Source organism: Stenotrophomonas sp. TWI700 (assembly GCF_039673645.1).
GTDB lineage: Bacteria > Pseudomonadota > Gammaproteobacteria > Xanthomonadales > Xanthomonadaceae > Stenotrophomonas > Stenotrophomonas maltophilia_AA.
Window position 1 is genome coordinate 25,755 of record NZ_JBDJMB010000022.1, and the last position, 21,712, is coordinate 47,466.

The window sequence follows — 21,712 nt, forward strand, 5'->3', positions numbered from 1 at the left end:
GCAAACGCACGGCCCGTGCCATGTTGCCGGTTGTGCCGGCCGCTGGCAGTCAACGGTAGTGCCGGCCGCTGGAAGTCAACGGTAGTGCCGGCCGCTGGCCGGCTCCAGGCGATGCGTGATGTTCAGGGGAGCCGGCCAGCGGCCGGCACTACCGGGGCAAGGCCAGCCGGCCAGCGGCCGGCATTACCCATCAGGGCGCGGACATCCGCCCTGTTTCAGCTGTCGAGTTCGAGCACCATGCGCACCAGGCCCGGGGTACCGTTCGGGTGCGGGATCGGCTGGAAGCCCAGCGAGGCGGCCAGCTGCTTCATCGGCTCGTTCTCTTCAGCGACATCGCCGTACAGGCGATCCAGGTACTTGCCGCGCGCCCACTTCACCAGCTTGCGCATCAGCTGCCGGCCCAGGCCCTGGCCGACCAGGAAGCGGCTGACCAGGATCGCGTACTCGGCTTCGCGGGTGCCGGGGATGATGGAGGCGCGCGCCACCGCGCCCACCACGGCTTCACCGGCGGGCAGGGATTCGGCCGCGACCAGGGTGATTTCGCTCTTGGGATTGGGGTGGGTCAGGCGCTGCGTCGTTTCCGGCGACAGCTCGGTCACCGACTGCAGGAAACGGTCGCGGATCTCTTCGGGGCCGAACAGACTGAAGGCAGCATGCAGCGGCGGGCCGTCTTCCGGCCGGATCGGGCGGATCAGCAGCTCGTGGCCACTGGGTGCCTTGAAAATCTCGTGCCAGGGCGGCATGCGGTTACGGGTAGCCATACCGGTGATTCCTTGGTGGTCTCAGGATTCTCGCATCCCGGGGGCAGCGTTCCGTGAACGGATCACTCACGCCGATCCGGCCGGGAGGAGCCGGCCAGGCCGGGGTTCCGGTCTGGCCTGGAGGGGTCATTCGGCCTGCTTGAGCCACTGCAGGCGGGTCGAGGCGCCGGCCTCGCCCAGGTATTGCTTGAGCGCCGGCATCGCCGGGGCCAGGACCTGGTCGAACTGCCACGGCGGGTTGAGCAGCAGCATGCCGCTGCCGTTGAGCCGCAGCGGGGAGTCGTCCGGGCGGATCAACAGCTCGGCGGTCAGCACCGATTTCACCGGCAGGGCGCAGGCCTTGCGGAGGAAATGCAGGATGGTCCGGCGCTGCTTGATCGGGAACCAGATCGCGAAGCTCGCCTGCGGCCAGCGGCCCAGGATCTCGGTCACCGAGGCGATGATGGCCTGGTATTCGGCGTCCTGGCCCTCGTAGGGCGGGTCGATCAGGACCAGCCCGCGGCCGATCTTCACGCCGTTGGCCTTGGGCGGCAGCAGCTTTCTGTTCTGGGCGTAGCCGTCGGCGTGGTACACCGCGACGCGGCTGTCATGGGCGAACAGCGCCTTCAGCGCGGCGGCTTCGGCATCCTGGACCTCGCAGACCGCCATGCGGTCCTGCTCGCGCAGGGTCTGGGCGGTCAGCAACGGCGAGCCGGGGTAGCTGATCATCGCCCCGACCGGATTGTCGGCCTGGACCGCCTTGAGATAGCGCTCGACCACCGCCGGCAGCTGCGGCTGGGCCATCAGGCGCATCACGCCGTCCTCGGCCTCAAGCGTCTTGCGGCTTTCCTCGCTGGCCAGCAGGTAGCGGCCAGCGCCGCCGTGGGTGTCCAGCACGAAGAACGGGCTGTCCTTGCGCTTGAAGGTGTCGAGCAGGGCAAGCTGCACGATGTGCTTGAGCACATCGGCATGGTTGCCGGCATGGAAGGCGTGGCGGTAATTCATCGGGGCAGTGTACGGGGCGGCGGGCCCAGCGGCTATGCTGCGCGCATGAACCACCCCCTGCACAACGTCCTGGTGGTCGAGGACGAAACCGCCATCGCCGACACCGTTCTGTATGCGCTGCGCAGCGAAGGCTACGGCGCCCACCACTGCCTGCTCGGCGGGGAGGCGCTGGCCCGGCTGCGCCAGCAGGCGTTCGACGTGGTGGTGCTGGACGTCGGCCTGCCGGACATGAGCGGCTTCGAGGTCTGCCGCACGCTGCGCAGCTTCAGCGAGGTGCCGGTGATCTTCCTGACCGCCCGCAATGACGAGTTCGACCGCGTGCTTGGGCTGGAACTGGGCGCGGACGATTACATGGCCAAGCCCTTTTCGCCGCGCGAGCTGGTGGCGCGGGTCCGTGCGCGGCTGCGCCGGTCGGCGGCGCCCGCGGAGACCTCGGGCTGGCAGCAGCACGGCCGTTTCTCGATCGACCGCGAGGGCAGCCGGATCCGCTTCGGCGACCAGCCGCTGGACCTGACCCGTTACGAGTACGCGCTGATGGCGGCCCTGCTGCAGCGCCCCGGCGCGATCCTCAGCCGCGCCCAGCTGATGGACCGCGGGTGGGACAGTGACGCCGACAGCGCCGACCGCACGGTGGATACGCACGTGAAAACGCTGCGCGCCAAGCTGCGTGCCGCTGGCGCCGCGACCGACCCGATCCGCACCCACCGTGGCCTGGGCTACGCACTGGAGGTGTAGGCATGCGGCTGGGCCTGAAACTGTTCCTGGGCTTCTTCCTGATCGTGGGCATCGCCGCGTTCTTCGTGATGCGCATCTTCGTCAACGAAGTGAAGCCCGGCGTGCGCCAGGCGATGGAGTCCACGCTGGTCGATGCGGCCAACGTGCTGGCGGAAATGGCCGCGGCCGATCTCAAGGCCGGGCACATCCGCGACGGCCGCTTCGTCGCCGATCTGGCGCGCGCCAAGCGCCGCGACCCGAAGGCGATGGTGTGGCGCTTTCCCAAACGCACGCTGGATTATCAGGTCACCATCACCGATGCCAAGGGCATCGTGGTGTACGACTCGACCGGCCGCGATGTCGGCCGCGACAACTCGCGCTGGAATGACGTCTACCGCACGCTGCGTGGCGAATATGGCGCGCGTTCCAGCCCGGAAACCCCGGGCGACGATACCCACTCGGTGATGCACGTGGCCGCGCCGATCTTCGATCCGGCCGATGGGCAACGATTGATCGGCGTGCTCAGCCTGGCCCAGCCCAACCGCAGCATCGATCCGTTCATCGCGGCCAGCCAGCGCGCCATCATGAAACGTGGCGCGTGGTTGATCGGCCTGTCGGCACTGATCGGCCTGCTGATGACCGCGTGGCTGATGCACGGCGTGAGCCGGCTCAACCGCTATGCCAAGGCGGTCAGTGCCGGTGAGCCGGTGCCGCCCCCCAAGCCGCGCCGCGATGAGATCGGCGATCTGGGCCAGGCGCTGGAAACCATGCGCCGCAAGCTGGAAGGCAAGGCCTACGTCGAGCAGTACGTGCAGTCGCTGACGCATGAAATGAAGAGCCCGCTGGCCGCGATCCGCGGCGCGGCCGAACTGCTGCAGGAGCCGCTGCCGGATGCCGACCGCGCGCACTTCGCACGCAGCATCGAAGGCCAGGCGCAGCGCCTGACCGAAACCATCGACAAACTGCTGGCGCTGGCCGAGGTGGAGCAGTACGGCTGGCTGCAGAAGCATGAGCGGCTCGCGCTGGCACCGTTGCTGCAGGCCGCCGCCGACGCCGTGGCGGTACGCGCGCAGGCGGCCGGGGTGGTGATCGCGGTCGACGTGCGGGCCGACAGCGTGCAGGGCGATGGCTACCTGCTGCGCCAGGCCCTCAACAACCTGCTGGAAAATGCCGTGGCTTTCTCGCCGGCCGGCAGCGCCATCACCCTCGGTGCGGGTGTGGAAGGCGAGGGCATCGCACTGACCGTGGCCGATCGCGGCAGCGGCGTGCCGGACTACGCGCTCGACCGTGTGTTCGAACGCTTCTATTCGCTGGCGCGTCCCGGCACCGGCCAGCGCAGCTCCGGCCTCGGCCTGTCCTTCGTGCAGGAAGTGGCGCGCCTGCACGGCGGCCGCGTGAGCCTGCGCAACCGCGATGACGGCGGCGCACAGGCAGTGTTGTGGCTGCCGTCGCGGCTGCCCGCGGTCCCGCCGCGGCGCTGACCACCGCGCCACACTTCACACAGACTTCAAACCCGGCACAAACCCCGCACACCGGCGCGCGGGAAGCTGGCCCCCTCCCAACCGAGGACGGGTCATGAAATCCCTGAAGATGCTGTTGCGGTTCGCCATCGTAGGCGGGCTGATCCTGTTGCTGCTGATTCCGCTGAGCCTGATCAAGGGCGTGATCCGCGAACGCGAGGCGTACCGCGACGAGGCATACCAGCGCGTGGCGCAGAGCCGCGCCGGCGCGCAGATCCTGACCGGCCCGATCCGCGTGGTGCCGTGGACCGAGACCCGCGAGGTCGAGGTAGTGGATGCGGCCGGCACCAAGAAGAAGGAGAAGCAGGTCGAGCAGGGCCAGTGGCTGCAGATGCCGGCGACGCTGAAGGTGGACGGCGTGATGCAGCCGGACGAGCGCCGCGTCGGCCTGTTCCGCGTGCCGGTCTACAGCTGGAAGGCCACGGTCACCGCCGAATTCGCCGATGACGATTACCCGGTGAAGGCGGGCCGCGTCTACGGCGCCCCGTTCCTGACCGTGGGCATCGCCGACGTGCGCGGCCTGGTGGGTTCGCCGAACCTGCGGGTGGATGGCAATGCCCTGAACCTGCTGCCCGATGCCGGCGGCGTCAGTGGCATCGGCACCGGCCTGCATGTCGGCCTGCCGGGCCTGGAGGATGCACGCGGCGGGCTGCTCAAGGGCAGCAAGGTCGAACTGGAGCTGGTGCTGGATGGCACCCGGTCGCTGTCGGTGGTGCCGGTCGGCGACGACAGCCGCATCGCGCTGCGCTCGCCGTGGCCGCATCCGCTGTTCGGTGGCAGTTTCCTGCCCAACGAGCGCAGGGTCGACGCGCAGGGTTTCGACGCGCAGTGGGCGGTGTCTTCGCTGGCCTCGCGTGCCCAGCACCAGCTGCGCAACCGCCCGGACATCGACGCCGAAGCCGTCAGCGTGGAGCTGGTCAATCCGGTCGATGTGTATACCCAGGCCGACCGCGCCAGCAAGTACGGCATCCTCTTCATCCTGCTCACCTTCGTCGGCTTCATCCTGTTCGAGCTGATCAAGCAGCTGCGCATCCATCCGCTGCAGTACCTGATGGTCGGCCTGGCACTGGCGATCTTCTTCCTGCTGCTGCTCAGCCTCTCCGAGCACATCGCCTTCTGGCAGGCCTATGCGCTCTCGGCACTGGCGTGCATCGGCATCCAGACCGTGTACCTGGCCGGAGTGCTGAAAAGCTGGAAACGCGGACTGGGCTTCGCGCTGATGCTCAGCGCACTGTACGGCGCGCTGTACGGGCTGCTGATCTCGGAGAACAACGCCTTGCTGATGGGCTCGCTGCTGCTGTTCGGCGTGCTGGCCGCGGTGATGTGGGTGACCCGCCGGGTCGACTGGTACGAACTCGGCGCGAGCCTGAAGTAAGGACCGACCATGAGCTGGCGTCGTTGTCTTCAGGAACGTATGCGCCGGGCGCTCCCCGCCCGGCTGGAGGTGGCCTCGCTGCTGGACGGCGAGGCGCCGGGCTGGCCGTCGCCGCTGATGGCATTGCCGGGCGCGCAGGGGACACCGGGCCTGGTCCGCTTCGGGCTGGCCCCGGTCACCTGCGAGGCGATCGCAGCGCAGGGACTACGCTTTCTGGAACAGGCACGGCAGGCGCGCGGGCGCCTGCCGCTGCCGCAGTGGTGTGGCGAGTATCGGCCATGGCGCGAAGGTGCCCAGGCCCTGCGCGAGATCGGCATCCGCGGCTTGCCCGGCGACTGGCCCGAGCATGCGCCGGTCTACGCCAGCGCCTCCCTGGACCGCAGCCGCTGGTTGCTGGTGCTGCCGACCCGCAGCCAGCTCTGGTACGGCTGGATGGACGGACCATGACTCTTGGCCCGGGGGTACCGGGCCAGCGCTCGATAGACTCGGGGATTGTTCGTGGTCTGGCCGAAAGGCGGGGGTAATCGTGTTCAAGTGGGGTATGTTGAGCGTGGCATTGGCATTGAGCGGCGTCGCCGATGCACAGACGAAGGAAACGGTGGACCTGGACATGGTCAGCCGCATCCGTCAGGAAGCCTTCCACCGATCACAGGTGATGGCGACCTTCAGCCACCTGACCGAGCAGATCGGCCCGCGCCTGACCAACTCCCCCGCGATGGGCGAGGCCAACACCTGGACCCGCAGCAAGTTCAACGCGTGGGGCCTGGTCAATGTGCACGACGAGGCGTTCGACGCGTTCGGCCGCGGCTGGGAATTCAGCAACGCCAGCGTGGAACTGCTGAGCCCGCGCGTGGCGCCGCTGTATGCGCTGCCGAAGGCCTGGACGCCCGGCACGAACGGTCCGGTCGAAGGCGAGGTGATCAAGGTCGAGATCAAGAAGCTGGCCGACCTGGATCAGTACAAGGGCAAGCTGGCTGGCAAGATCCTGCTGCTCAACGATGCGCGCGACTACGAGCGGGCCACCAAGTCCGATTCGCACCGCCACGATGACGCCGGCCTGGCCGAGCTGCAGGTGTTCGCGGTGCCCAAGGATGTCGCCGATGCCAAGGCCGACCGGGCCAAGAAGGCCAAGGAATACCTGGAGAAGCAGGCGCTGACCCGCGCCACCAACGCCTTCTTCGCCGAGCAGGGGGTGCTGGCCACGATCAGCATCAGCGGTTGGGACAACGGCATCATCCGCGTCGGCGGCGGTGGCTCGCGCAAGGCCGGTGAACCGGTCGGCGTGCCCGAACTGGCGATGATGGCCGAGCACTACAACCAGCTGGTGCGGGCGGTCGACCAGAAGCAGGCGGTCAAGCTGCGCGTGAATGTCGAGGCGCGCTTCACCGATGCGCAGGACCAGCCGGGCTACAACACGCTGGCCGAAATCCGCGGCAGCAGCAAGGCCGACGAGATCGTGATGCTGGGGGCGCACATGGATTCCTGGCACACCGGCACCGGCGCGGCCGACAACGCCGCCGGCGTGGCGGTGATGATGGAAGCCATGCGCATCCTCAAGGCGGTGGGTGCCAAGCCCAAGCGCACCATCCGCGTGGCGCTGTGGAGCGGCGAGGAGCAGGGCCTGATCGGCTCGCAGGACTACGTGTCCAAACACTTCGCGCGCTACCCGGAGCCGACCGACCCGGCGCAGCTCACGCTGCCGGCCTCGATGCGTGAGCCGACCGGCGCCCTGCAGCGCCAGCGCGATTACGACAAATTCTCGGCGTACTTCAACATGGACAACGGCTCCGGTCGCTTCCGCGGCATCTATGCGCAGGAGAACCTGGCCGCGGTGCCGATCTTCGAGGCATGGCTGGCCCCGTTCCATGATGTCGGCGCGACCACCGTGGCGACCCGCAATACCGGCAGCACCGACCATATCGCGTTCGATCGCGTCGGCCTGCCCGGGTTCCAGTTCATCCAGGATCGCCTGGATTACTTCACCAATGTCCACCACAGCAACCTGGACACCTGGGACCACGCCGAGCCGGAAGACCTGAAGCAGGCCGCCGCCATCGTCGCCTCGTTCGTGTACAACGCGGCGATGCGCGATGAAAAGCTGCCGCGCAAGCCGTTGCTGACGCCCTGAGAGGCACCGCGGGACCGCCCGGAGAGGGCGGTCCCGGCCATACCGGGCAACGAGTGCCCGGTTTGCGGCCGGGGCGGGGTAAAATTGCCGGGATTCCGTTTCCCGCCCTGAGCCCTCCATGACCTGCCGCACCCGTTTTGCCCCCAGTCCCACCGGCTACCTGCACATCGGTGGCGCCCGCACTGCGCTGTATTGCTGGCTGGAGGCCCGTCACCGCGGCGGCGAGTTCGTGCTGCGCATCGAAGATACCGACCGCGAGCGCAGCACCCAAGGCGCGATCGACGCGATCCTGGAGGCGATGGAGTGGCTGGGCCTGGGCTATGACGAAGGCCCGATCTACCAGACCCAGCGCGTGGCCCGTTACCTGGAAGTGGCCGAGCAGCTGGTCGCCGACGGCAAGGCCTACTACGCCTACGAGACCAGGGAAGAGCTGGACGCGATGCGCGAGGCCGCCATGGCCAAGCAGGAAAAGCCGCGCTACAACGGCGCTGCGCGTGACTTGGGCCTGCCGTACAAGGACGACCCGAACCGCGTGATCCGCTTCAAGAATCCGCTCGAGGGCACGGTGGTGTTCGACGACCTGATCAAGGGCCGCATCGAGATCGCCAACAGCGAGCTGGACGACATGGTGATCTTCCGTCCGGACGGCTTCCCCACCTACAACTTCGCGGTGGTGGTGGACGATTGGGACATGCGCATCAGCGAGGTCATCCGCGGCGACGACCACATCAACAATACCCCGCGCCAGATCAATCTGTATGAAGGCATCGGTGCGCCGGTGCCGAAGTTCGGGCATATGCCGATGATCCTGGACGAGCAGGGCGCCAAGCTGTCCAAGCGCACCGGTGCGGCCGACGTGATGCAGTACAAGGACGCCGGTTACCTGCCCGACGCGCTGCTGAGCTATCTGGCCCGCCTGGGCTGGTCGCATGGTGACCAGGAGCTGTTCAGCCGCCAGGAGCTGGTCGATCTGTTCGATGTGACCCACTGCAATTCCAAGGCCGCGCGCCTGGACATGGCCAAGCTGGGCTGGGTCAACCAGCACTTCCTGAAGACCGGGCAGCCGGCCGACATCGCCCCGCACCTGGTCTACCAGCTGAACAAGCTGGGCCTGGATCTGAACGCCGGTCCGGCGCCGGCGGACGTGGTGGTGGCGTTGCGCGACCGTGTGCAGACGCTGAAGGAAATGGCCGAGAAGGCGGTGGTCTGGTATCAGCCGCTGACCGAGTACGACGAGGCAGCAGTGGTCAAGCACTTCAAGCCGGGCGCGGAACTGGCGCTGGGCAAGGCGCGCGAGCTGCTGGCGGCGGCCGGGGAGTGGACGGTGGAGAGTGTGTCGGCCGCCCTGCACGATGTCGCAACGGCCCTGGAGATCGGCATGGGCAAGGTCGCTCAGCCGCTGCGCGTGGCCATCACCGGCACCCAGGTCAGCCCCGACATTTCGCAGACGGTGTTCCTGGCCGGGCGTGAAGAAGCCTTGAAACGCATCGACGTCGCACTCACTAAAGTACCGACGGCCTGACCACAGGAGACCGCGCATGTCCGCAAAGACCGCTTGTACCGCTCCGCACCATCATGTTCACGATGCCTCCGACTTCGTGAAGGTGGTCGAACGCGTGTGCTCGGAACGCGGGCTGCGGCTGACGCCGATCCGCGCGAACGTGCTGCGCCTGATCGCCGAGGCCGGGAAACCGGTCAAGGCGTATGAGTTGCTGGAGTGGGTACGCAATGGCAAGGGCGTCGGTGCCGACGCGCCGCCGACGGTGTACCGCGCGCTGGATTTCCTGATGGCCAATGGCTTCGTGCACAAGCTGGAGTCGGTGAACGCGTTCGTGGCGTGCCACCATCCGAGCAGTGCGCAGCATTCGGTGCCGTTCCTGATCTGCAACAGCTGCCACAGTGCGGTGGAGCTGGAGGACAAGGAGATTGTCAGCCAGCTGGAGAAGCGGGCGAAGGAGCTGGGGTTCCAGCCGCAGGCGCAGACGCTGGAAGTGCATGGCCTGTGCGCGCGCTGTGCGGGGTAGGTACCGACCGTAGGTCGGTACGTTGCACCGGTAGGTCCGCTGCACCGGTAGGCACGTTGCACCGGTAGGTACCGACCGTTGGTCGGTACGCTGTTGATGTCGAAAAGCCGCGCAACTGCGCGGCTTTTTCGTTTCTGCGCTTAGGCAGCCGTTCTATTTTCATGGCCCGCTTCCCGACGGTTTCGGACCGGGGGTGGAGAGGGGCGCAGAGCATTGGGCCTGCAGTGCGTTGAACTTCATCGCAGCCGCATCACGGCGTCGCCTCGACCGGCTCACGTCCTTGCGCGGCGGTATCCACCTTGACGATCACCGACATGCCAGGGCGCAGGCGCGGTGCCAGCGGCTGATCGGGGTCGATGGAAATGCGGATCGGCAGGCGCTGGACGACCTTGGTGAAGTTGCCGCTGGCGTTGTCCGGACGCAGCACACTGAACTCCGAGCCGGTGGCCGGTGCGATCTGTTCGATGTGGCCATGCAGCTTCTGGCCGTCGAAGGCGTCCACGGTGAAGGTGGCCGGCTGCCCGATGCGCATCTTCCAGGTCTGGCCTTCCTTGAAGTTGGCGACCACCCAGAGCGTGTCCGGCACCAGGAACAGCAGCTGCGAGCCGGCGGTGACGTATTGGCCCAGGCGCACCGACGCTTCACTGACCTGGCCGTCGCGTGGGGCCTGGATCACCGTGTTGGCGAGGTCGATCCTGGCCAGTTCCAGCTGGGCCTGGGCCGTCTCGACGCGGGCCTCCAGTCCTTTCCGGGCGACCTGGGTGGAGGTGAGGGTTTCCTCGGCGATGCGGATCTGGGCCTGCGACTGCTGCACGCTGGCCTGCGCGGATTGCGTGGTGGTGCGGAACTTGTCGCGGTCGTTGAGGGCCACCAGTTGCTGGGCGGCAAGTTCTTCGTAGCGCTTCAGCTCGGTACGCGAGCGGGAAAGCTCGGCCTGGCCGGCGGCGAGGTTGGCCTGGGCGGCCTGGATCTGCGCGCGGTTCTGCGCCTGCGACTGGTCGGAGTTGGCCAGTGCAGCCTTCGCGCTGTCCAGGTCCGCTTCGGCCTGGACCACTTTCTCGCGGTAGATGCGGTCGTCGATGCGCAGCAGCGGCTCGCCCTGTTTGACGTGCTGGAAGTCCTTGACCAGCACCTCGGTGACGTAGCCGTTGACCTGCGGCGCGAGCACGGTGATCTGGCCGCGCACGTAGGCATTGTCGGTGGTCACCCGCGCCGTTTCGAACGGCCACAGTGACCAGGCGCGGAGGATGAGTGCGATGCCGATCAACGCGACCACGATCATGAGGATCACGGCACGCAGGCTGGGCTTGAGGTACTTGGGCACGCCCGACGGCGCGGCCGTCGGCGGCGGCGCAGGGGCGGGCGCGGCGTCGGTCGGCGGCGGTGGGTTGACGTTTTCCGGGGCGGCGTCGTCGTGCGGCGGTTGAGTCGACATGGGCGGGCTCATCGGGGCGCGACGCTGCCAGGCGTCGGCGCGGAAAGGGGGGGTGTCGGCGCGTGGCGTTTGCGCCATTGCTTGAGCACGGCGGTGCGTACCGCGAGCAGCAGCAACCAGCCGAGGAAGATCAGGGCGACCCGGCCGCTGAGCGCGAACACATCATTGAAGGCGCGCACGTTGGCTTCGCGGCGGGTGATCTGGGCCAGTTGTGCGGTGCCCTGTGCGCTGCGCTGGACCGGGTCGGTGATCAGCCGGGCGTAGAGCTGCTGTTGCTGTTTCAGGCGCTGGGCGACCACGTTGTCGGCCGGGTCCAGCTGGCTGACCAGTGCGCCGGAATACACCTGCTCGCGGTGCAGTTGGTAGGTGCCCAGCACCGCCGAGCCGGCCAGGCCGCCGAGGGTCTGGGTGATCGAGAGGGTGACCAGGAAGGTGATCATGTGGTCCACGCCCTGCTTCAAGGCCTGGGTGATGCCGAGCATGATCAGCGGACCCATGAACATGCCCGCGCCGACCGACGCCAGGAACTGGCTGGCGAAGAAATCGTGTGGCCGGTCCTGGCTGGTGCGGCTCTGGTCGAGCAGGGCGGCGCTGCCGAGCAGCAGGATCGCCATCAGCAGCTGCGGGATCAGCCGCTTCGGGCCGAAGGTGAGCGAGCTGGCGGCCATGCCGGTGATCACGCCGGCCAGGATCACCGCGAACAACGGGCGCATCTGGTCCGGGCCCATGCCGAGCGTGCGCATCAGGCCGACCACGCCATAGGACTGCTCGGTGGTCAGGAAGCGGATCAGGAACGCGCCGATGATGAAGTGGATCACCGGCAGGCTGGCCAGCCACCGCGTCTGCAGCAGCGGATTGCGGCGGTAGTGCTCGATGATGAAGGCGGTGGTGGAGAGCGCGATAGAGGCGACAAGCGCCCAGCCCAGCCACGGGGTATCCAGCCACCAGCGCGTATACCCCTGTGCGAGCACGACCACCAGCAGGCCGACGGCGGGAGCGAGCAGGGCGAAGGTCAGGAAGTCGAGCGGTTCGAACGCCTTGATCTGCGCGCCGGGCGGCAGCTTGAGCATGACCACGGCGGCGAACGCACACAGGGCCAGGCCGGCTTCGAACAGATACAGGTTGTGCCATTGCCCGGTGTCGACCAGCCCGGGCGAGACCAGCCAGGCGATCGGCACCGCGAGCTGCGAGATGCCGACGCCGATCACCAGCAGGTTGCCCGTGTATCTGCGCGGCAGCGACTGCAGCATGTACAGGGTGCCCAGGGTGGTACAGGCCGCGCCGGCGAAGCCACTGGCCGCGCGCATCAGCACGGTGGTCTCGAACGTGCCGACGAACAGATGCAGCACCGCGAGGGCGGCATACAGGCCCAGCCCGATCTCGGCGAACAGGCGGATGCCGTACTGCTGGCGGAACTTGAAGGCGAGCAGGTTGGCGGTCACGTTGACCATCGCATAGGCCGCCACCAGCCAGCTGCCCTGTGCCGGGGTGAGCCCGAGCTGGCCCTGCAGGAACGGCAGGTTGGCGCTGACCAGTGCATTGCCCAGGCCGCCGGTGATGCCGACCAGCAGGGCGACCAGCGCATAGGCCACGCGTCGGTGCGGCGGATGCCACGGCATCGAGGCCGAGCCCGGCAGGGTCGGTTTTTCGTGCTCCTCCCAGTCCGGAACCGGCTTGAGGTACTGCGACATCATCCCTCCCCGTCGGCAGGCCCCCGCAATCCGCCACGCAGCAATTGCAGGGCGCGCGTGACCAGCCGGGCGCGTTCGTCACGCGTCTTGCCACGCAGCGCGGCTCCCAGCATGCCTGAGATGAGTGAAATGTCCGTCGTTTCCAGATCCGGCCGGCACAGGCCCGCGGCGATCGCGCGCGCGATCGGCTCGCGCAGCAGTTCGTAAATGGTCTCGCGCGCGGCCCGGATCGGAATCTGGTCGGGATCGACGGCGCGCCAGTAGTCCGACAGGGCCGGTGACTGCACGATGCGGTTGGCCATGCTCTCGAGCACCTCGAACAGCGCGTCGTCGCGGTCGCCCAGGGTCTGTACCTGCCGGGCGATGCGGTTGACGGTGCGCTGGAGCAGGGCCTCGACCAGCGCGGTGCGGTCGGGGAAGTTGCGGTACAGGGTGGCGCGGCCGACCTGGGCACGCTCGACGACCAGGTCCAACGGGGCGGTCACGCCGTGCTGGCCGAACACGGCATCGGCAGCGTCGAGGATCTGGGCGCGGCGGGCGGCCGCGTCGGCACGTTGGGTAGGCATGCGCGCATCATCGGACACAACTGTCCGGCGCGGAAGGGGTGGGTGACGTCCCCGGCATGGGCCGGTGGGCGGACGCTCGGCAATGTCGAGGGCACGTGAGGCAAAAAAGGGGGCCTTGCGGCCCCCTCGGGTAAAACCAACGCCCGATCAAACGATCAGAAGTAAGCGCGGATGCCGAACGCGACGCCGCGGCCCGGCAGCGGGGAATAGTCGCGCAGCAGGGAGGTGTGCGGACGGACCTCGCGGTTGGTCAGGTTGTTGCCATCCAGGAAGACTTCGTAGCTGTTGCTGTCGGTACGGTCCCAGCGGTAAGCGAGGTGGGCATCGACCAGGGTGTAGCCGTTGCTCGGGTCCTCATTCTGGGCGACATCCTTCTGGCTGCTGTAGCGCACCGCACCGACCGAGGCGCGCCAGCCGTCCCTGGACCAGCGCAGGTCGGCGCCGACGCGGCCCGGAGCGATGCGCGGCAGGTAGCCGGTGTTGGCCAGGTCCACGGTGTAGTTGTGGTTGTGGTCACCATGCGGGACGGCGATGTCGACGCTGCGGCTGCCGCTGCCATCCAGTTCGGCTTTGACGTAGTCGCCGAACACGCGCAGGTCCCAGTCGCCGGCGTTGCCTTCGAAGAGATGGAACAGGGCTTCGGCTTCGGCCCCCTTGAAGGTGGCGTCCTGCTGGGTCCACAGGCGGACCGGCAGCGATTCGACCACGCCGGTGTCGGCCAGGTAGATGAAGTCCTTGAACCTGGTCTGGTAGATCGAGGCCGAGAAATCGACGCGGTCGCTGTGGGTGTGGATGCCCAGTTCGACGCGCTGGCCGCGTTCGGTCTTCAGGTTGGCATCGCCGATTTCCAGCGAGCGGGTGGCGATGTGCGCGCCGGCGGCGTACAGCTCTTCGTTGGTCGGGGCACGCTCGGAGCTGTCGATGCCGAAGCGCAGGTCGACGGCGTCATTGAGCGTCCAGATGCCGGCCGCGGAGAGATTCGTGGCATCGAATTTCCGGGCGCGGTAGTCACCGGTCGGGTCGAGCTTGACCTGGTCATGGCGGCCGCCGAGTTCCAGCTTGAACGGGCCGAACTGCTTTTCCTGCAGCACGAACAGGCCGATGTTCTTCGTCCCGGTGTCCGGCACGAAGGCTTCTTCGCCCTTGGCGCCGAAGTCGCTGTTGCCGAACTGCAGGCCGAACGCGCCGTCCCAGCCGCCGATCTGTTCCTGCACCGCTTCCAGGCGGGCTTCGATGCCGCGGTTGGTGAAGCGGGTGGCCGGCGTGCCGGCTTCCAGTTCGGTGTGCTCGTAATCGGTGTAGGCGGTACGCAGATTGATGTTCTTCAGGAACGAGGTCGGCTGGTAGATGCCGCCCTTGGCTTCGAAACGGTTCTGCACCATGTCGATGCGGACGTCATGCTCGTCGCCTTCTTCCTCGTCGCCATGGTCGTGATCGTGGTCATGATCATGGTCGTCGTCGGCATGCACGTGCGCGCCGTTGGGAATGCCGTAGTTGGTGCGGTAGGTGCTGGCGGACACGCCGAAGTAGCCTTCGTCGCCCAGCCAGGTGGCACCGACGCCGCCGGCGCGGGTGCGGATCGAGCTGTTGTCCAGGCGGCCGCGGCGCGGTTCGTCGGTGTCGCCTTCCTCATGGTCGTGGCCGCTGTGGTCTTCCAGGCCATCGATCACGGCGTAGCCGGGAATGCGGAAGTCATCGCCGTTGCGGACCAGGCCGTCGACATGCAGCACCACGTTGCCGCTGACACCGTCCAGGCGGAACATGCCGCTGCGCTCGTCGTTGACCGAATTGCCACGCAGTTCGGCGCGGCCGCTGAGCGGACGGTCCGGCAGTTCGCGCGCGATGCGGCCATCGACCACGTTGACCGCGCCGCCGATCGCGCCGCTGCCGAACAGCAGCGTGGCCGGGCCCTTCAGCACTTCGATCTGGTCGGCCAGGAACGGCTCGATGCTGGTGGCATGGTCGGCGCTGACGGTCGAGGCATCCATGTTGCCCATGCCGTTGGACAGCACCGCCACGCGCGGGCCTTCCTGGCCGCGGATGATCGGGCGGCCGACGCCGGGGCCGAAGAAGGTGCTCTGCACGCCAGGCAGTTTGGCCACGGTGTCGCCGAGGGTGCCGGCCTTCTGCTCGTCCAGGCGTTCACCGGCCAGCACGTCGACCGGGCGGGCCAGCGATTCGGCATCGCCCTGCAGCGGCGAGGCGGTGACCTTCACCGTGGACAGTTCGGTCAGGTGGCCATCGCGATGGCTGCCGGGGGCGTCGGCGGCGCTTGCCAGCGAGGGCAGCATCGCGGCGGCAAGGGCCAGGGACAGGGCGTGGGGGGTGAGCAGGAGGGAGCTGGAGCGCATAGGGCAAGGGCCTTCGGTCAATTGTTACAATATATCAATGGTGGGGCGCGCGAATCCCGTAGCGGAACGGGGGAGGGCAAGTCAGGGGGAGGCAGGGTGCGCGTCAGGATTGATGTTATATTATTCCATAACGCTTCGCCGACCCTGCTGGAAGTCATGCCCTTGTTCCCTCGCCTCCGCCATCTGATCGATCGTTTCGGTGCCACCGGTTCGCTGCTGTGCGCGGTGCACTGCGCCGTGCTCCCGGTGCTGCTGGCCGCTGCGCCCTCGCTGGGCCTGTCGGTCTGGATGAGTGACGGGGTGGAGCTGGCGCTGGTGAGCTTCGTGACCCTGCTGGGCCTGTTCAGCCTGGTCTGGGGCTGGCGCCGGCATGGTGCGCTGCGCGCGCTGGGCTTCCTCATTCCGGGCCTGACCGCGCTGTGGGCGGGGCTGCTGTACGGCCCGCTGCATCATTCGGCGGTGCCGCATGCCGTGGTGATGACCCTCGGCGGCGTGCTGGTGGGTGTGGCCCATCTGGTCAATCTGCGCCTGAACCACGGCCACGTCCATGACGCCAGCTGTGCTCATTGAGAGCGCGCATGGTAGGCTTTCCGATCGTGCGCGGGGGCGCCTGAGAGGGCGGCCCCGCCGAACCCGTGTCAGTACGGGGTAATCAGATTTCGCAGCATTCAGACTAAGGAGTTACGACATGGGTAAGGGTGACCGCAAGACCGCCAAGGGCAAGCGCTTCAATGCCAGCTACGGCAATTCGCGTTCGCACGTCGTGAGCAAGGCGGCCGTGGGCGCAGCTGCGCCGGTTGCCAAGAAGACCGTGACGAAGGCGCCGGCCAAGAAGGCCGTTGCCAAGAAAGCGGTGGCCAAGGCCGGCTGATCCAGCCAGGCAGGTCATGAAAAACGCGGCGCTTGCGCCGCGTTTTTTTTGTGCCCGCGTTCCGGCGACGAAGCCGCTGCGTGCTCAGCGCAGCGCAGGCAGCAGTCGCTCGGCGTCGCCATCATTGGGTGCCGCCGGAATCCCGAGCAGGCGGGTCAGCAGCGGATACACATCCACGTTGTCGAACGCGGGCAGGCTCTGCCCCTGGTTGAACGCGGGGCCGCGCGCCACGAATACCGCGCGCATCGAGGGCAGGGCATTGTCATAGCCGTGCGAGCCGCGGTCGCCCGGGCCACGTTTTGCGATGCGATCGCGGGTCAGGGCATCCCAGCCTTCGTGCATCTGGCAGATGATCGGCGGAATGCGCGGGTTGCTGCCGTACTTCCAGCGCGCCGGCAGGGTCTGGCGGGTCCAGCAGTCGTAGTGGGCGTGCGCGCCCAACAGGATCTGCTCGGCCTGCGCCTGTCTGCCCGGCAGCGGCGCGAAGCCGATCGACTGGCCCACCGAGATTTCCCGGGCAATGGCGGGATCGATCATGTCTTCGGTGGCCACCACCTGGCCGGCCGGCACGCCCGCCATGCCGTGATCGGAGACCAGGATCACATTGGTGGTATCGGCCAACCCACGCGCCTGCAGGCCATCCAGCAGGCGACCGACCGCGCTGTCGGCGACTGCCACCGCGTCGGTGTACTCGGGCGATTCCGGGCCGTGATTGTGCCCGGCCTTGTCGACCTGCTCCATGTACAGCGTGACCAGGCGCGGCGACTGCGGGCCGTGCTGGTCCAGCCAGCCCAGCACCTGATCGACGCGGTCCGGCAGGCTCACACGTTCGTCGTAGCCGTGCAGCTGGCTGGGGCGGACGCCCTGGATGGCGGCCTCGCTGCCCGGCCAGGACCACACCGCGGTGCGCACGCCGGCCTTTTCCGCGCCCACCCAGATCGGCTCGCCCCCCCACCAGCGTGCGTCGGCCACCGATTCGCGCACGTGCAGCTGGAACTGGCCCAGTGCGTCCTCGTGCATGCTGTTGTGGATGATGCCGTGGTGGTCCGGGCGCAGGCCGGTCACGATCGTGTAGTGGTTGGGAAAGGTCAGCGACGGATAGGACGGCGTCATCCATTGCGCGCGCACGCCCTCGCGGACCAGCCGGCCGATGTTCGGGGTGATGCCCCGATCAAGCATGTCCGCACGCAGGCCGTCGATGGAGATCAGCAGCAGCTTCTGCTGCTGCGCAGCCACGTTCGGCGCTGTCGCCGCGCTCGTCGCGGCAGGTGGGGAAGACGGTGTCGTGGCGCAGGCGGCCAGCGAAAGAGCGGCGGCAAGCGCCAGCGGAAGGCGGACGGAAATCATCGCGACATGATAGTGCGTGGCGGTGACGCGTCGAAGACAACCCATGGCACATGCCCGCGGTGACGCGTGATGCCCTACGCGAACAGCGAGTCGCGCCGGGTTTCCAGCTGGAGCAGGGCCGCCTTGGTTTCCAGCCCGCCACCGAACCCGGTCAGCGCACCGCTGCTGCCGATCACGCGATGGCAGGGCAGCACGATCGGCAGCGGATTGCGGCCATTGGCGGCCCCGACCGCGCGGCTGGCGGTGGGGTGGTCGATATGCCGCGCCAGCGCCACGTAACTCCAGGTCTGGCCGAACGGGATATCGGCCAGCGCCTTCCACACCCGCAGCTGGAACGGCGTGCCGCGCGGCGCCAACGGGAGATCGAAGCGCATGCGCTCGCCGCGCAGGTACTCCAGCAGTTGTCCGCGTGCGTCGCGCAGTGCATGGGCATCGCGCTGCCAGTGCTCGCGCCCTTTGGCGTCGTAACGGTTGTTCTCGAACAGGATGTGCTGGATGCCCTGGCTGTCACCGGCCACGGTGAGCGCGCCGATCGGGCTGTCGAAGGTGTCGTAGAGCAGGCTCATGAGGTGACTCCGGAAGAGGGTGTGGCCAGATGCCACAGGTGGAGAACGGCATAGGCGCGCCACGGACGCCAGGGTTGCGAACGTGCCTCGGTGGCGCGTTCGCTCAAGCGCGCATCACCGCCGAGCACCTGTTGCAGGACCAGGTCGCCGGCCGGGAAGGCATCGGGGAGGGCCAGCGCGCGAAGTGCCATGTAATGCGCGGTCCACGGGCCGATCCCGGGCAAGGCGACGCAGCGCTCCACGAAGCCGGCCAGCGACTGGCCGGCACGGAAATCGAGCCGGCCATCGACCACCGCCTGGGCGACGGCACGCACGGTGGCGGCACGGGTACGCGGCAGGCCGATCGTTTCCAGAGGGGCCTGCGCCAGCATTGCGGGGGAGGGGAATTGACGGTCCAGCCCCTCCGGCATGCCCTCGAGGGTGGCGCCGAAGCGATCCACCACCCGTCGCGCGAGGGTGGCTGCGGCCGCGACGCTGACCTGTTGGCCGAGCACCGCGCGCACGGCGACTTCAAACCCGTCCCAGCCGCCGGGCACGCGCAGCCCGGGACGTTGCGCGATACCCGTGGCGAGCAGGGGTTCCTGCCCCAGTGTCGCGTGCACCATGCGCAGGTCCGCATCGAGATCGAAGATGCGGCGCACGCGACGCACGATGCCCGGGATCGCGCGCGGGTCGACCTGGCCCAGCTGCAGCAGCAGCTCCGGGCGCCGCGGGTCCGCGGTGACGCGCAGCAGCGAGGGACGTTCGGGCGGGCCGATCACGCGCTGATAGCTGGCGGTGTCGATCTGTTCGATGCCGGGAATCGCGCGGCGACGCAGGAAGCCGAGCATCGCGGGGAAATCCAGCGGCGGCCGATAGCCCAGGCGCAGGGTCAATGCGCCTTCGGTGAGCGCGCCGCGCTGGCGGCGGATCGCCGTGGGGGGCATGCCGCAGCCCTCCAGAAACGCCGCATTGAAACGGCGCAGGCTGTTGTAGCCCGAGGCCATCGCCACATCGGTGACCGGCAGCGCGGTTTCGGTCAGCAGCTGCTTGGCCAGCAGCAGCCGACGCGTGGCGTGGATCTGCGCCGGCGCCGCGCCGAGGCGGGCGATGAACAGGCGCTGCAGCTGGCGGGCACTCAGGCCGACGTGCGCGGCCAGATCGGCGACCGGCTGGTCCTGCAGGTAGCCATCGTGGATCAGTGCCAACGCGCGCTGCAGGGTTTCATTGTTCAGTGCGTCCTGTGCCTCCGGCGCGAGCTCGGGGCGGCAGCGCAGGCAGGGGCGGAAACCCGCGGCGGCCGCGGCGGCGGCAGTCGGGTAGTAGGTGACGTTGGACGGCTTCGGCGCCGGGGCCGGGCAGACCGGCCGGCAATAGATGCCGGTGCTGCGCACGGCGGTGAAGAACACCCCGTCAAAGCGTGCATCGCGGGCAAGGCGGGCGCTTTCGCAGGCGGCGTGATCCAAGGGCAGGGCGGTCTCCATGGGGGCCAGTCTATGCCTGCCGGCTGGTGCAGGCTCGCCATTTTCGGACAGCAATGCCAGCCCCGCGCCGCCCGGTTCAGGACAGGTTGCCGCGGCGCGGCGGCCGCGCACTAGACTGTGCATCCGCGCTCGTTCTGCCGCGCATTCCCCCCTCGCAAGGATTCCGGGTTGTCCATGTTGCTCAAGTCGTGGTGGTTGCCGTTGTTGTGCCTGGGTCTGGCCGGTTGCAGCCAGCTGGAGAACCCCGGCAATGTCACCGCCGCCGACAAGGCCGTGCGGGCACAGACCGCCGATGGCGACCACATGGTGTCGATCAATGCGGCCGATGCGCCGCCCCCGCCGCCGCCCGCGCCCAAGCGCGGCGATTTGAGCTGGCCGGCCGCCGCCCTGGAGAACGGCAAGGCGTGGATCAGCTGCGATACCGACTACGCCGGCGATGCGGGTGATGGCGCGCCGCTGGAGGCGCTGGATCGGGCCAGCATCGATGCCGCGCTGCAGCCGTGTGCGGAACGCGGCCTGCTGCGCGTGCGCTACGTGGGCAAGATCAACCCCGGTTTCTCCGAGCTGGTGGCGCGGCTGGCCGTGGTCGCCGATGCGCAGCGTATTTCCCGCCGCATCCTCGATCTCGATTCCAGCGGTGGCCAGGTCGAAGCCGCCATCGTGGCGGGTGACCGCATCGGCGAATCCAACTGGACGATCTGGGTGCGCGAAGGCTCGGTCTGCCACAGCGCCTGCGTGTTCGTGCTGGCCGCCGGCGACAACCGGCTGGTGTCGGGCAAGGTCGGCATCCATCGCATGATGCGGATCAGCTCGAAGGCGACCTCGCGCGCCGAGCTCAACCGCGAGCTCCACGAGGTCTACGACAACGTCAAGGATTACCTGCAGCGCAATGGCGTTGCGGTGGGCGTGGCCGACCTGATGATGACCGTGCCCAACCGCAGCCTGCGCCTGCTGACCGCCGAGGAGCTGCGTCAGTTCGGGCTGGATGGCACCAATGCGGTGCAGGACGATCTGGAGCGGATCAAGCAGATGCGCAAATGCGGCGATGCCTTCGTCCGGCGCAAGGATGCGTTCCTGGTCGCCTTCGATCAGGAGTGCAAGCGCGAAGGCAGCGAACTGGACGCCGTCAACAGCTGTGGGCAGGCGCTGAAGCAGCGGTTCGGTTTCCCGGATGAGACCTGCCCGGATGAGAGCCCGCTGTCGGAGATCGATGTCTCCACGCTGCTGCCGGAGACGACCGCACCGGGCCAGCCGGAGGCGGTGGAGCAGACGCTGGGCGATGCCCGCCCGGCACCGGCGGACGCGGCCGAGCGCAACTGACGGAGGACTCACGTCCTTCCCGTAGACTGGAACGCAGTTTCTTCCAGCCAACGGTGTCCCTGATGCGTGTTCCGCTGCTGCTGTTGTCCGCTCTGCTGCCTTTCGCCACGCTGGCCCAGACGCCGCCCCCGCCAGCCACGCCTGCACCGGCCCCGGCGCGCCCCGCGCCCGCCGCCGCTCCTGCGGCACGCCCGGCACTGAGTCCGGCGCAGCAGGCGCAGGTGCAGAAGCAGGATGCGGAGATGACCGCCGCCGCATTGCAGGTGGCCCGCCTGATCGACGCCAACCGTGCCGGTGAAGCCTGGAAGGGTGCCTCCGCCGTGGCGAAGAAATCGGTGACCGAGCAGGCCTTCGTCAGCCAGCTCACCGCGGATCGCCAGCGCCTCGGTGCGTTGGCCTCGCGTGGCCAGCCGGTGGTGACCCGGGTCAAGTACGCCGCCGGCGCGACCGTGCCCGAGGGCCTCTACATCAACGTCAGTTTCCCCACGCGCTTTGCCAACAGTGCCCAGCCGGTCCGCGAACTGGTCTCCTTCCGGTTCGATGAAGACCGCATCTGGCGCCTGGCCGGTTACAGCGTGCGTGCCGCCACCCCCTGA

General features: G+C 68.2%; 20 protein-coding genes. 11 read left to right on the top strand and 9 right to left on the bottom strand.

Annotated elements, in window-relative coordinates; translation table 11 throughout:
• Positions 1 to 215: 215 nt before the first annotated feature.
• Both ABE473_RS14575 and rlmJ read right to left on the bottom strand, forming a co-directional pair.
• Positions 216 to 761, bottom strand: coding sequence for a GNAT family N-acetyltransferase (locus tag ABE473_RS14575; RefSeq protein WP_019184458.1), 546 nt, complete (start codon positions 759 to 761; stop codon positions 216 to 218).
• A gap of 126 nt (positions 762 to 887) precedes the next feature.
• Positions 888 to 1,745, bottom strand: coding sequence for a 23S rRNA (adenine(2030)-N(6))-methyltransferase RlmJ (rlmJ, locus tag ABE473_RS14580; RefSeq protein WP_346489978.1), 858 nt, complete (start codon positions 1,743 to 1,745; stop codon positions 888 to 890).
• 45 nt (positions 1,746 to 1,790) lie between these two features.
• Between rlmJ and creB the strand changes: the two genes are divergently transcribed.
• The 7 genes from creB to ABE473_RS14615 all read left to right on the top strand — a co-directional run bounded on the left by creB (position 1,791) and on the right by ABE473_RS14615 (position 9,506).
• Positions 1,791 to 2,480, top strand: a complete 690-nt coding sequence (gene creB / locus ABE473_RS14585) for a two-component system response regulator CreB (RefSeq protein ID WP_346489979.1) — start codon at positions 1,791 to 1,793, stop codon at positions 2,478 to 2,480.
• 2 nt (positions 2,481 to 2,482) lie between these two features.
• The gene (gene creC, locus ABE473_RS14590) at positions 2,483 to 3,940 is read left to right on the top strand and encodes a two-component system sensor histidine kinase CreC (protein ID WP_346489980.1); all 1,458 of its coding nucleotides are present in this window, start codon (positions 2,483 to 2,485) and stop codon (positions 3,938 to 3,940) included.
• Between the two features lie 94 nt (positions 3,941 to 4,034).
• The gene (gene creD, locus ABE473_RS14595; protein WP_176990008.1) at positions 4,035 to 5,354 is read left to right on the top strand and encodes a cell envelope integrity protein CreD; all 1,320 of its coding nucleotides are present in this window, start codon (positions 4,035 to 4,037) and stop codon (positions 5,352 to 5,354) included.
• A 9-nt stretch (positions 5,355 to 5,363) separates the two neighbouring features.
• Positions 5,364 to 5,801 carry a hypothetical protein gene (locus tag ABE473_RS14600; RefSeq protein WP_346489981.1) on the top strand — a complete coding sequence of 146 codons (438 nt, stop codon included), beginning with the start codon at positions 5,364 to 5,366 and terminating at the stop codon, positions 5,799 to 5,801.
• Positions 5,802 to 5,895: 94 nt separating this feature from the next.
• Entirely contained in the window at positions 5,896 to 7,482 is a 1,587-nt protein-coding gene (locus tag ABE473_RS14605; RefSeq protein WP_346490005.1) for a M20/M25/M40 family metallo-hydrolase, read from the top strand.
• Between the two features lie 118 nt (positions 7,483 to 7,600).
• Positions 7,601 to 9,004 (top strand): glutamate--tRNA ligase, encoded by a 1,404-nt coding sequence (gene gltX / locus ABE473_RS14610; RefSeq protein WP_346489982.1) that lies wholly within the window; start codon positions 7,601 to 7,603, stop codon positions 9,002 to 9,004.
• 16 nt (positions 9,005 to 9,020) lie between these two features.
• Positions 9,021 to 9,506 carry a Fur family transcriptional regulator gene (locus tag ABE473_RS14615; protein WP_019184450.1) on the top strand — a complete coding sequence of 162 codons (486 nt, stop codon included), beginning with the start codon at positions 9,021 to 9,023 and terminating at the stop codon, positions 9,504 to 9,506.
• A gap of 250 nt (positions 9,507 to 9,756) precedes the next feature.
• Here the strand turns inward: ABE473_RS14615 and ABE473_RS14620 are convergent, their stop codons facing one another.
• The 4 genes from ABE473_RS14620 to ABE473_RS14635 form a co-directional block, all read right to left on the bottom strand.
• Positions 9,757 to 10,941 (bottom strand): HlyD family secretion protein, encoded by a 1,185-nt coding sequence (locus ABE473_RS14620; protein ID WP_346489983.1) that lies wholly within the window; start codon positions 10,939 to 10,941, stop codon positions 9,757 to 9,759.
• 8 nt (positions 10,942 to 10,949) lie between these two features.
• Entirely contained in the window at positions 10,950 to 12,635 is a 1,686-nt protein-coding gene (locus tag ABE473_RS14625) for an MFS transporter (RefSeq protein ID WP_346489984.1), read from the bottom strand.
• On the bottom strand, positions 12,632 to 13,198 hold the full coding sequence (locus tag ABE473_RS14630) for a TetR/AcrR family transcriptional regulator (RefSeq protein WP_179459416.1): 567 nt from the start codon (positions 13,196 to 13,198) through the stop codon (positions 12,632 to 12,634). Before ABE473_RS14630 ends, ABE473_RS14625 begins: the two co-directional genes overlap by 4 nt.
• Positions 13,199 to 13,353: 155 nt before the next feature.
• Positions 13,354 to 15,549, bottom strand: coding sequence for a TonB-dependent receptor (locus ABE473_RS14635; protein WP_346489985.1), 2,196 nt, complete (start codon positions 15,547 to 15,549; stop codon positions 13,354 to 13,356).
• Between the two features lie 156 nt (positions 15,550 to 15,705).
• Here ABE473_RS14635 and ABE473_RS14640 point away from each other — a divergent pair, with 156 nt between their 5' ends.
• On the top strand, positions 15,706 to 16,119 hold the full coding sequence (locus ABE473_RS14640; protein WP_176990000.1) for a MerC domain-containing protein: 414 nt from the start codon (positions 15,706 to 15,708) through the stop codon (positions 16,117 to 16,119).
• A 118-nt stretch (positions 16,120 to 16,237) separates the two neighbouring features.
• Entirely contained in the window at positions 16,238 to 16,420 is a 183-nt protein-coding gene (locus ABE473_RS14645; protein ID WP_019184443.1) for a 30S ribosomal protein THX, read from the top strand.
• An 84-nt stretch (positions 16,421 to 16,504) separates the two neighbouring features.
• On the opposite strand, the gene ABE473_RS14650 is transcribed toward ABE473_RS14645, so the two are convergent.
• The 3 genes from ABE473_RS14650 to ABE473_RS14660 all read right to left on the bottom strand — a co-directional run bounded on the left by ABE473_RS14650 (position 16,505) and on the right by ABE473_RS14660 (position 19,796).
• Positions 16,505 to 17,767 (bottom strand): ectonucleotide pyrophosphatase/phosphodiesterase, encoded by a 1,263-nt coding sequence (locus tag ABE473_RS14650; protein ID WP_346489986.1) that lies wholly within the window; start codon positions 17,765 to 17,767, stop codon positions 16,505 to 16,507.
• Between the two features lie 74 nt (positions 17,768 to 17,841).
• Complete coding sequence (locus ABE473_RS14655; RefSeq protein ID WP_346489987.1) at positions 17,842 to 18,333, bottom strand: methylated-DNA--[protein]-cysteine S-methyltransferase; 492 nt, start codon at positions 18,331 to 18,333, stop codon at positions 17,842 to 17,844.
• Positions 18,330 to 19,796 (bottom strand): AlkA N-terminal domain-containing protein, encoded by a 1,467-nt coding sequence (locus tag ABE473_RS14660; protein WP_346489988.1) that lies wholly within the window; start codon positions 19,794 to 19,796, stop codon positions 18,330 to 18,332. Before ABE473_RS14660 ends, ABE473_RS14655 begins: the two co-directional genes overlap by 4 nt.
• Before the next feature lie 177 nt (positions 19,797 to 19,973).
• Between ABE473_RS14660 and ABE473_RS14665 the strand changes: the two genes are divergently transcribed.
• Positions 19,974 to 21,116, top strand: a complete 1,143-nt coding sequence (locus ABE473_RS14665; protein ID WP_346490006.1) for a hypothetical protein — start codon at positions 19,974 to 19,976, stop codon at positions 21,114 to 21,116.
• A gap of 62 nt (positions 21,117 to 21,178) precedes the next feature.
• Positions 21,179 to 21,712 carry a DUF4019 domain-containing protein gene (locus ABE473_RS14670; RefSeq protein ID WP_346489989.1) on the top strand — a complete coding sequence of 178 codons (534 nt, stop codon included), beginning with the start codon at positions 21,179 to 21,181 and terminating at the stop codon, positions 21,710 to 21,712.

Coding starts and splice junctions, on each gene's coding strand:
- ABE473_RS14625 (WP_346489984.1), bottom strand. CDS start 12,635: ATGATGTCGCAGTACCTCAAGCCGGTTCCGGACTGGGAGGAGCACGAA.
- ABE473_RS14575 (WP_019184458.1), bottom strand. CDS start 761: ATGGCTACCCGTAACCGCATGCCGCCCTGGCACGAGATTTTCAAGGCA.
- creD (WP_176990008.1), top strand. CDS start 4,035: ATGAAATCCCTGAAGATGCTGTTGCGGTTCGCCATCGTAGGCGGGCTG.
- ABE473_RS14655 (WP_346489987.1), bottom strand. CDS start 18,333: ATGAGCCTGCTCTACGACACCTTCGACAGCCCGATCGGCGCGCTCACC.
- ABE473_RS14600 (WP_346489981.1), top strand. CDS start 5,364: ATGAGCTGGCGTCGTTGTCTTCAGGAACGTATGCGCCGGGCGCTCCCC.
- ABE473_RS14640 (WP_176990000.1), top strand. CDS start 15,706: ATGCCCTTGTTCCCTCGCCTCCGCCATCTGATCGATCGTTTCGGTGCC.
- rlmJ (WP_346489978.1), bottom strand. CDS start 1,745: ATGAATTACCGCCACGCCTTCCATGCCGGCAACCATGCCGATGTGCTC.
- ABE473_RS14660 (WP_346489988.1), bottom strand. CDS start 19,796: ATGGAGACCGCCCTGCCCTTGGATCACGCCGCCTGCGAAAGCGCCCGC.
- ABE473_RS14635 (WP_346489985.1), bottom strand. CDS start 15,549: ATGCGCTCCAGCTCCCTCCTGCTCACCCCCCACGCCCTGTCCCTGGCC.
- ABE473_RS14650 (WP_346489986.1), bottom strand. CDS start 17,767: ATGATTTCCGTCCGCCTTCCGCTGGCGCTTGCCGCCGCTCTTTCGCTG.
- ABE473_RS14615 (WP_019184450.1), top strand. CDS start 9,021: ATGTCCGCAAAGACCGCTTGTACCGCTCCGCACCATCATGTTCACGAT.
- ABE473_RS14605 (WP_346490005.1), top strand. CDS start 5,896: ATGTTGAGCGTGGCATTGGCATTGAGCGGCGTCGCCGATGCACAGACG.
- ABE473_RS14620 (WP_346489983.1), bottom strand. CDS start 10,941: ATGTCGACTCAACCGCCGCACGACGACGCCGCCCCGGAAAACGTCAAC.
- gltX (WP_346489982.1), top strand. CDS start 7,601: ATGACCTGCCGCACCCGTTTTGCCCCCAGTCCCACCGGCTACCTGCAC.
- ABE473_RS14645 (WP_019184443.1), top strand. CDS start 16,238: ATGGGTAAGGGTGACCGCAAGACCGCCAAGGGCAAGCGCTTCAATGCC.
- ABE473_RS14670 (WP_346489989.1), top strand. CDS start 21,179: ATGCGTGTTCCGCTGCTGCTGTTGTCCGCTCTGCTGCCTTTCGCCACG.
- ABE473_RS14630 (WP_179459416.1), bottom strand. CDS start 13,198: ATGCCTACCCAACGTGCCGACGCGGCCGCCCGCCGCGCCCAGATCCTC.
- creC (WP_346489980.1), top strand. CDS start 2,483: ATGCGGCTGGGCCTGAAACTGTTCCTGGGCTTCTTCCTGATCGTGGGC.
- creB (WP_346489979.1), top strand. CDS start 1,791: ATGAACCACCCCCTGCACAACGTCCTGGTGGTCGAGGACGAAACCGCC.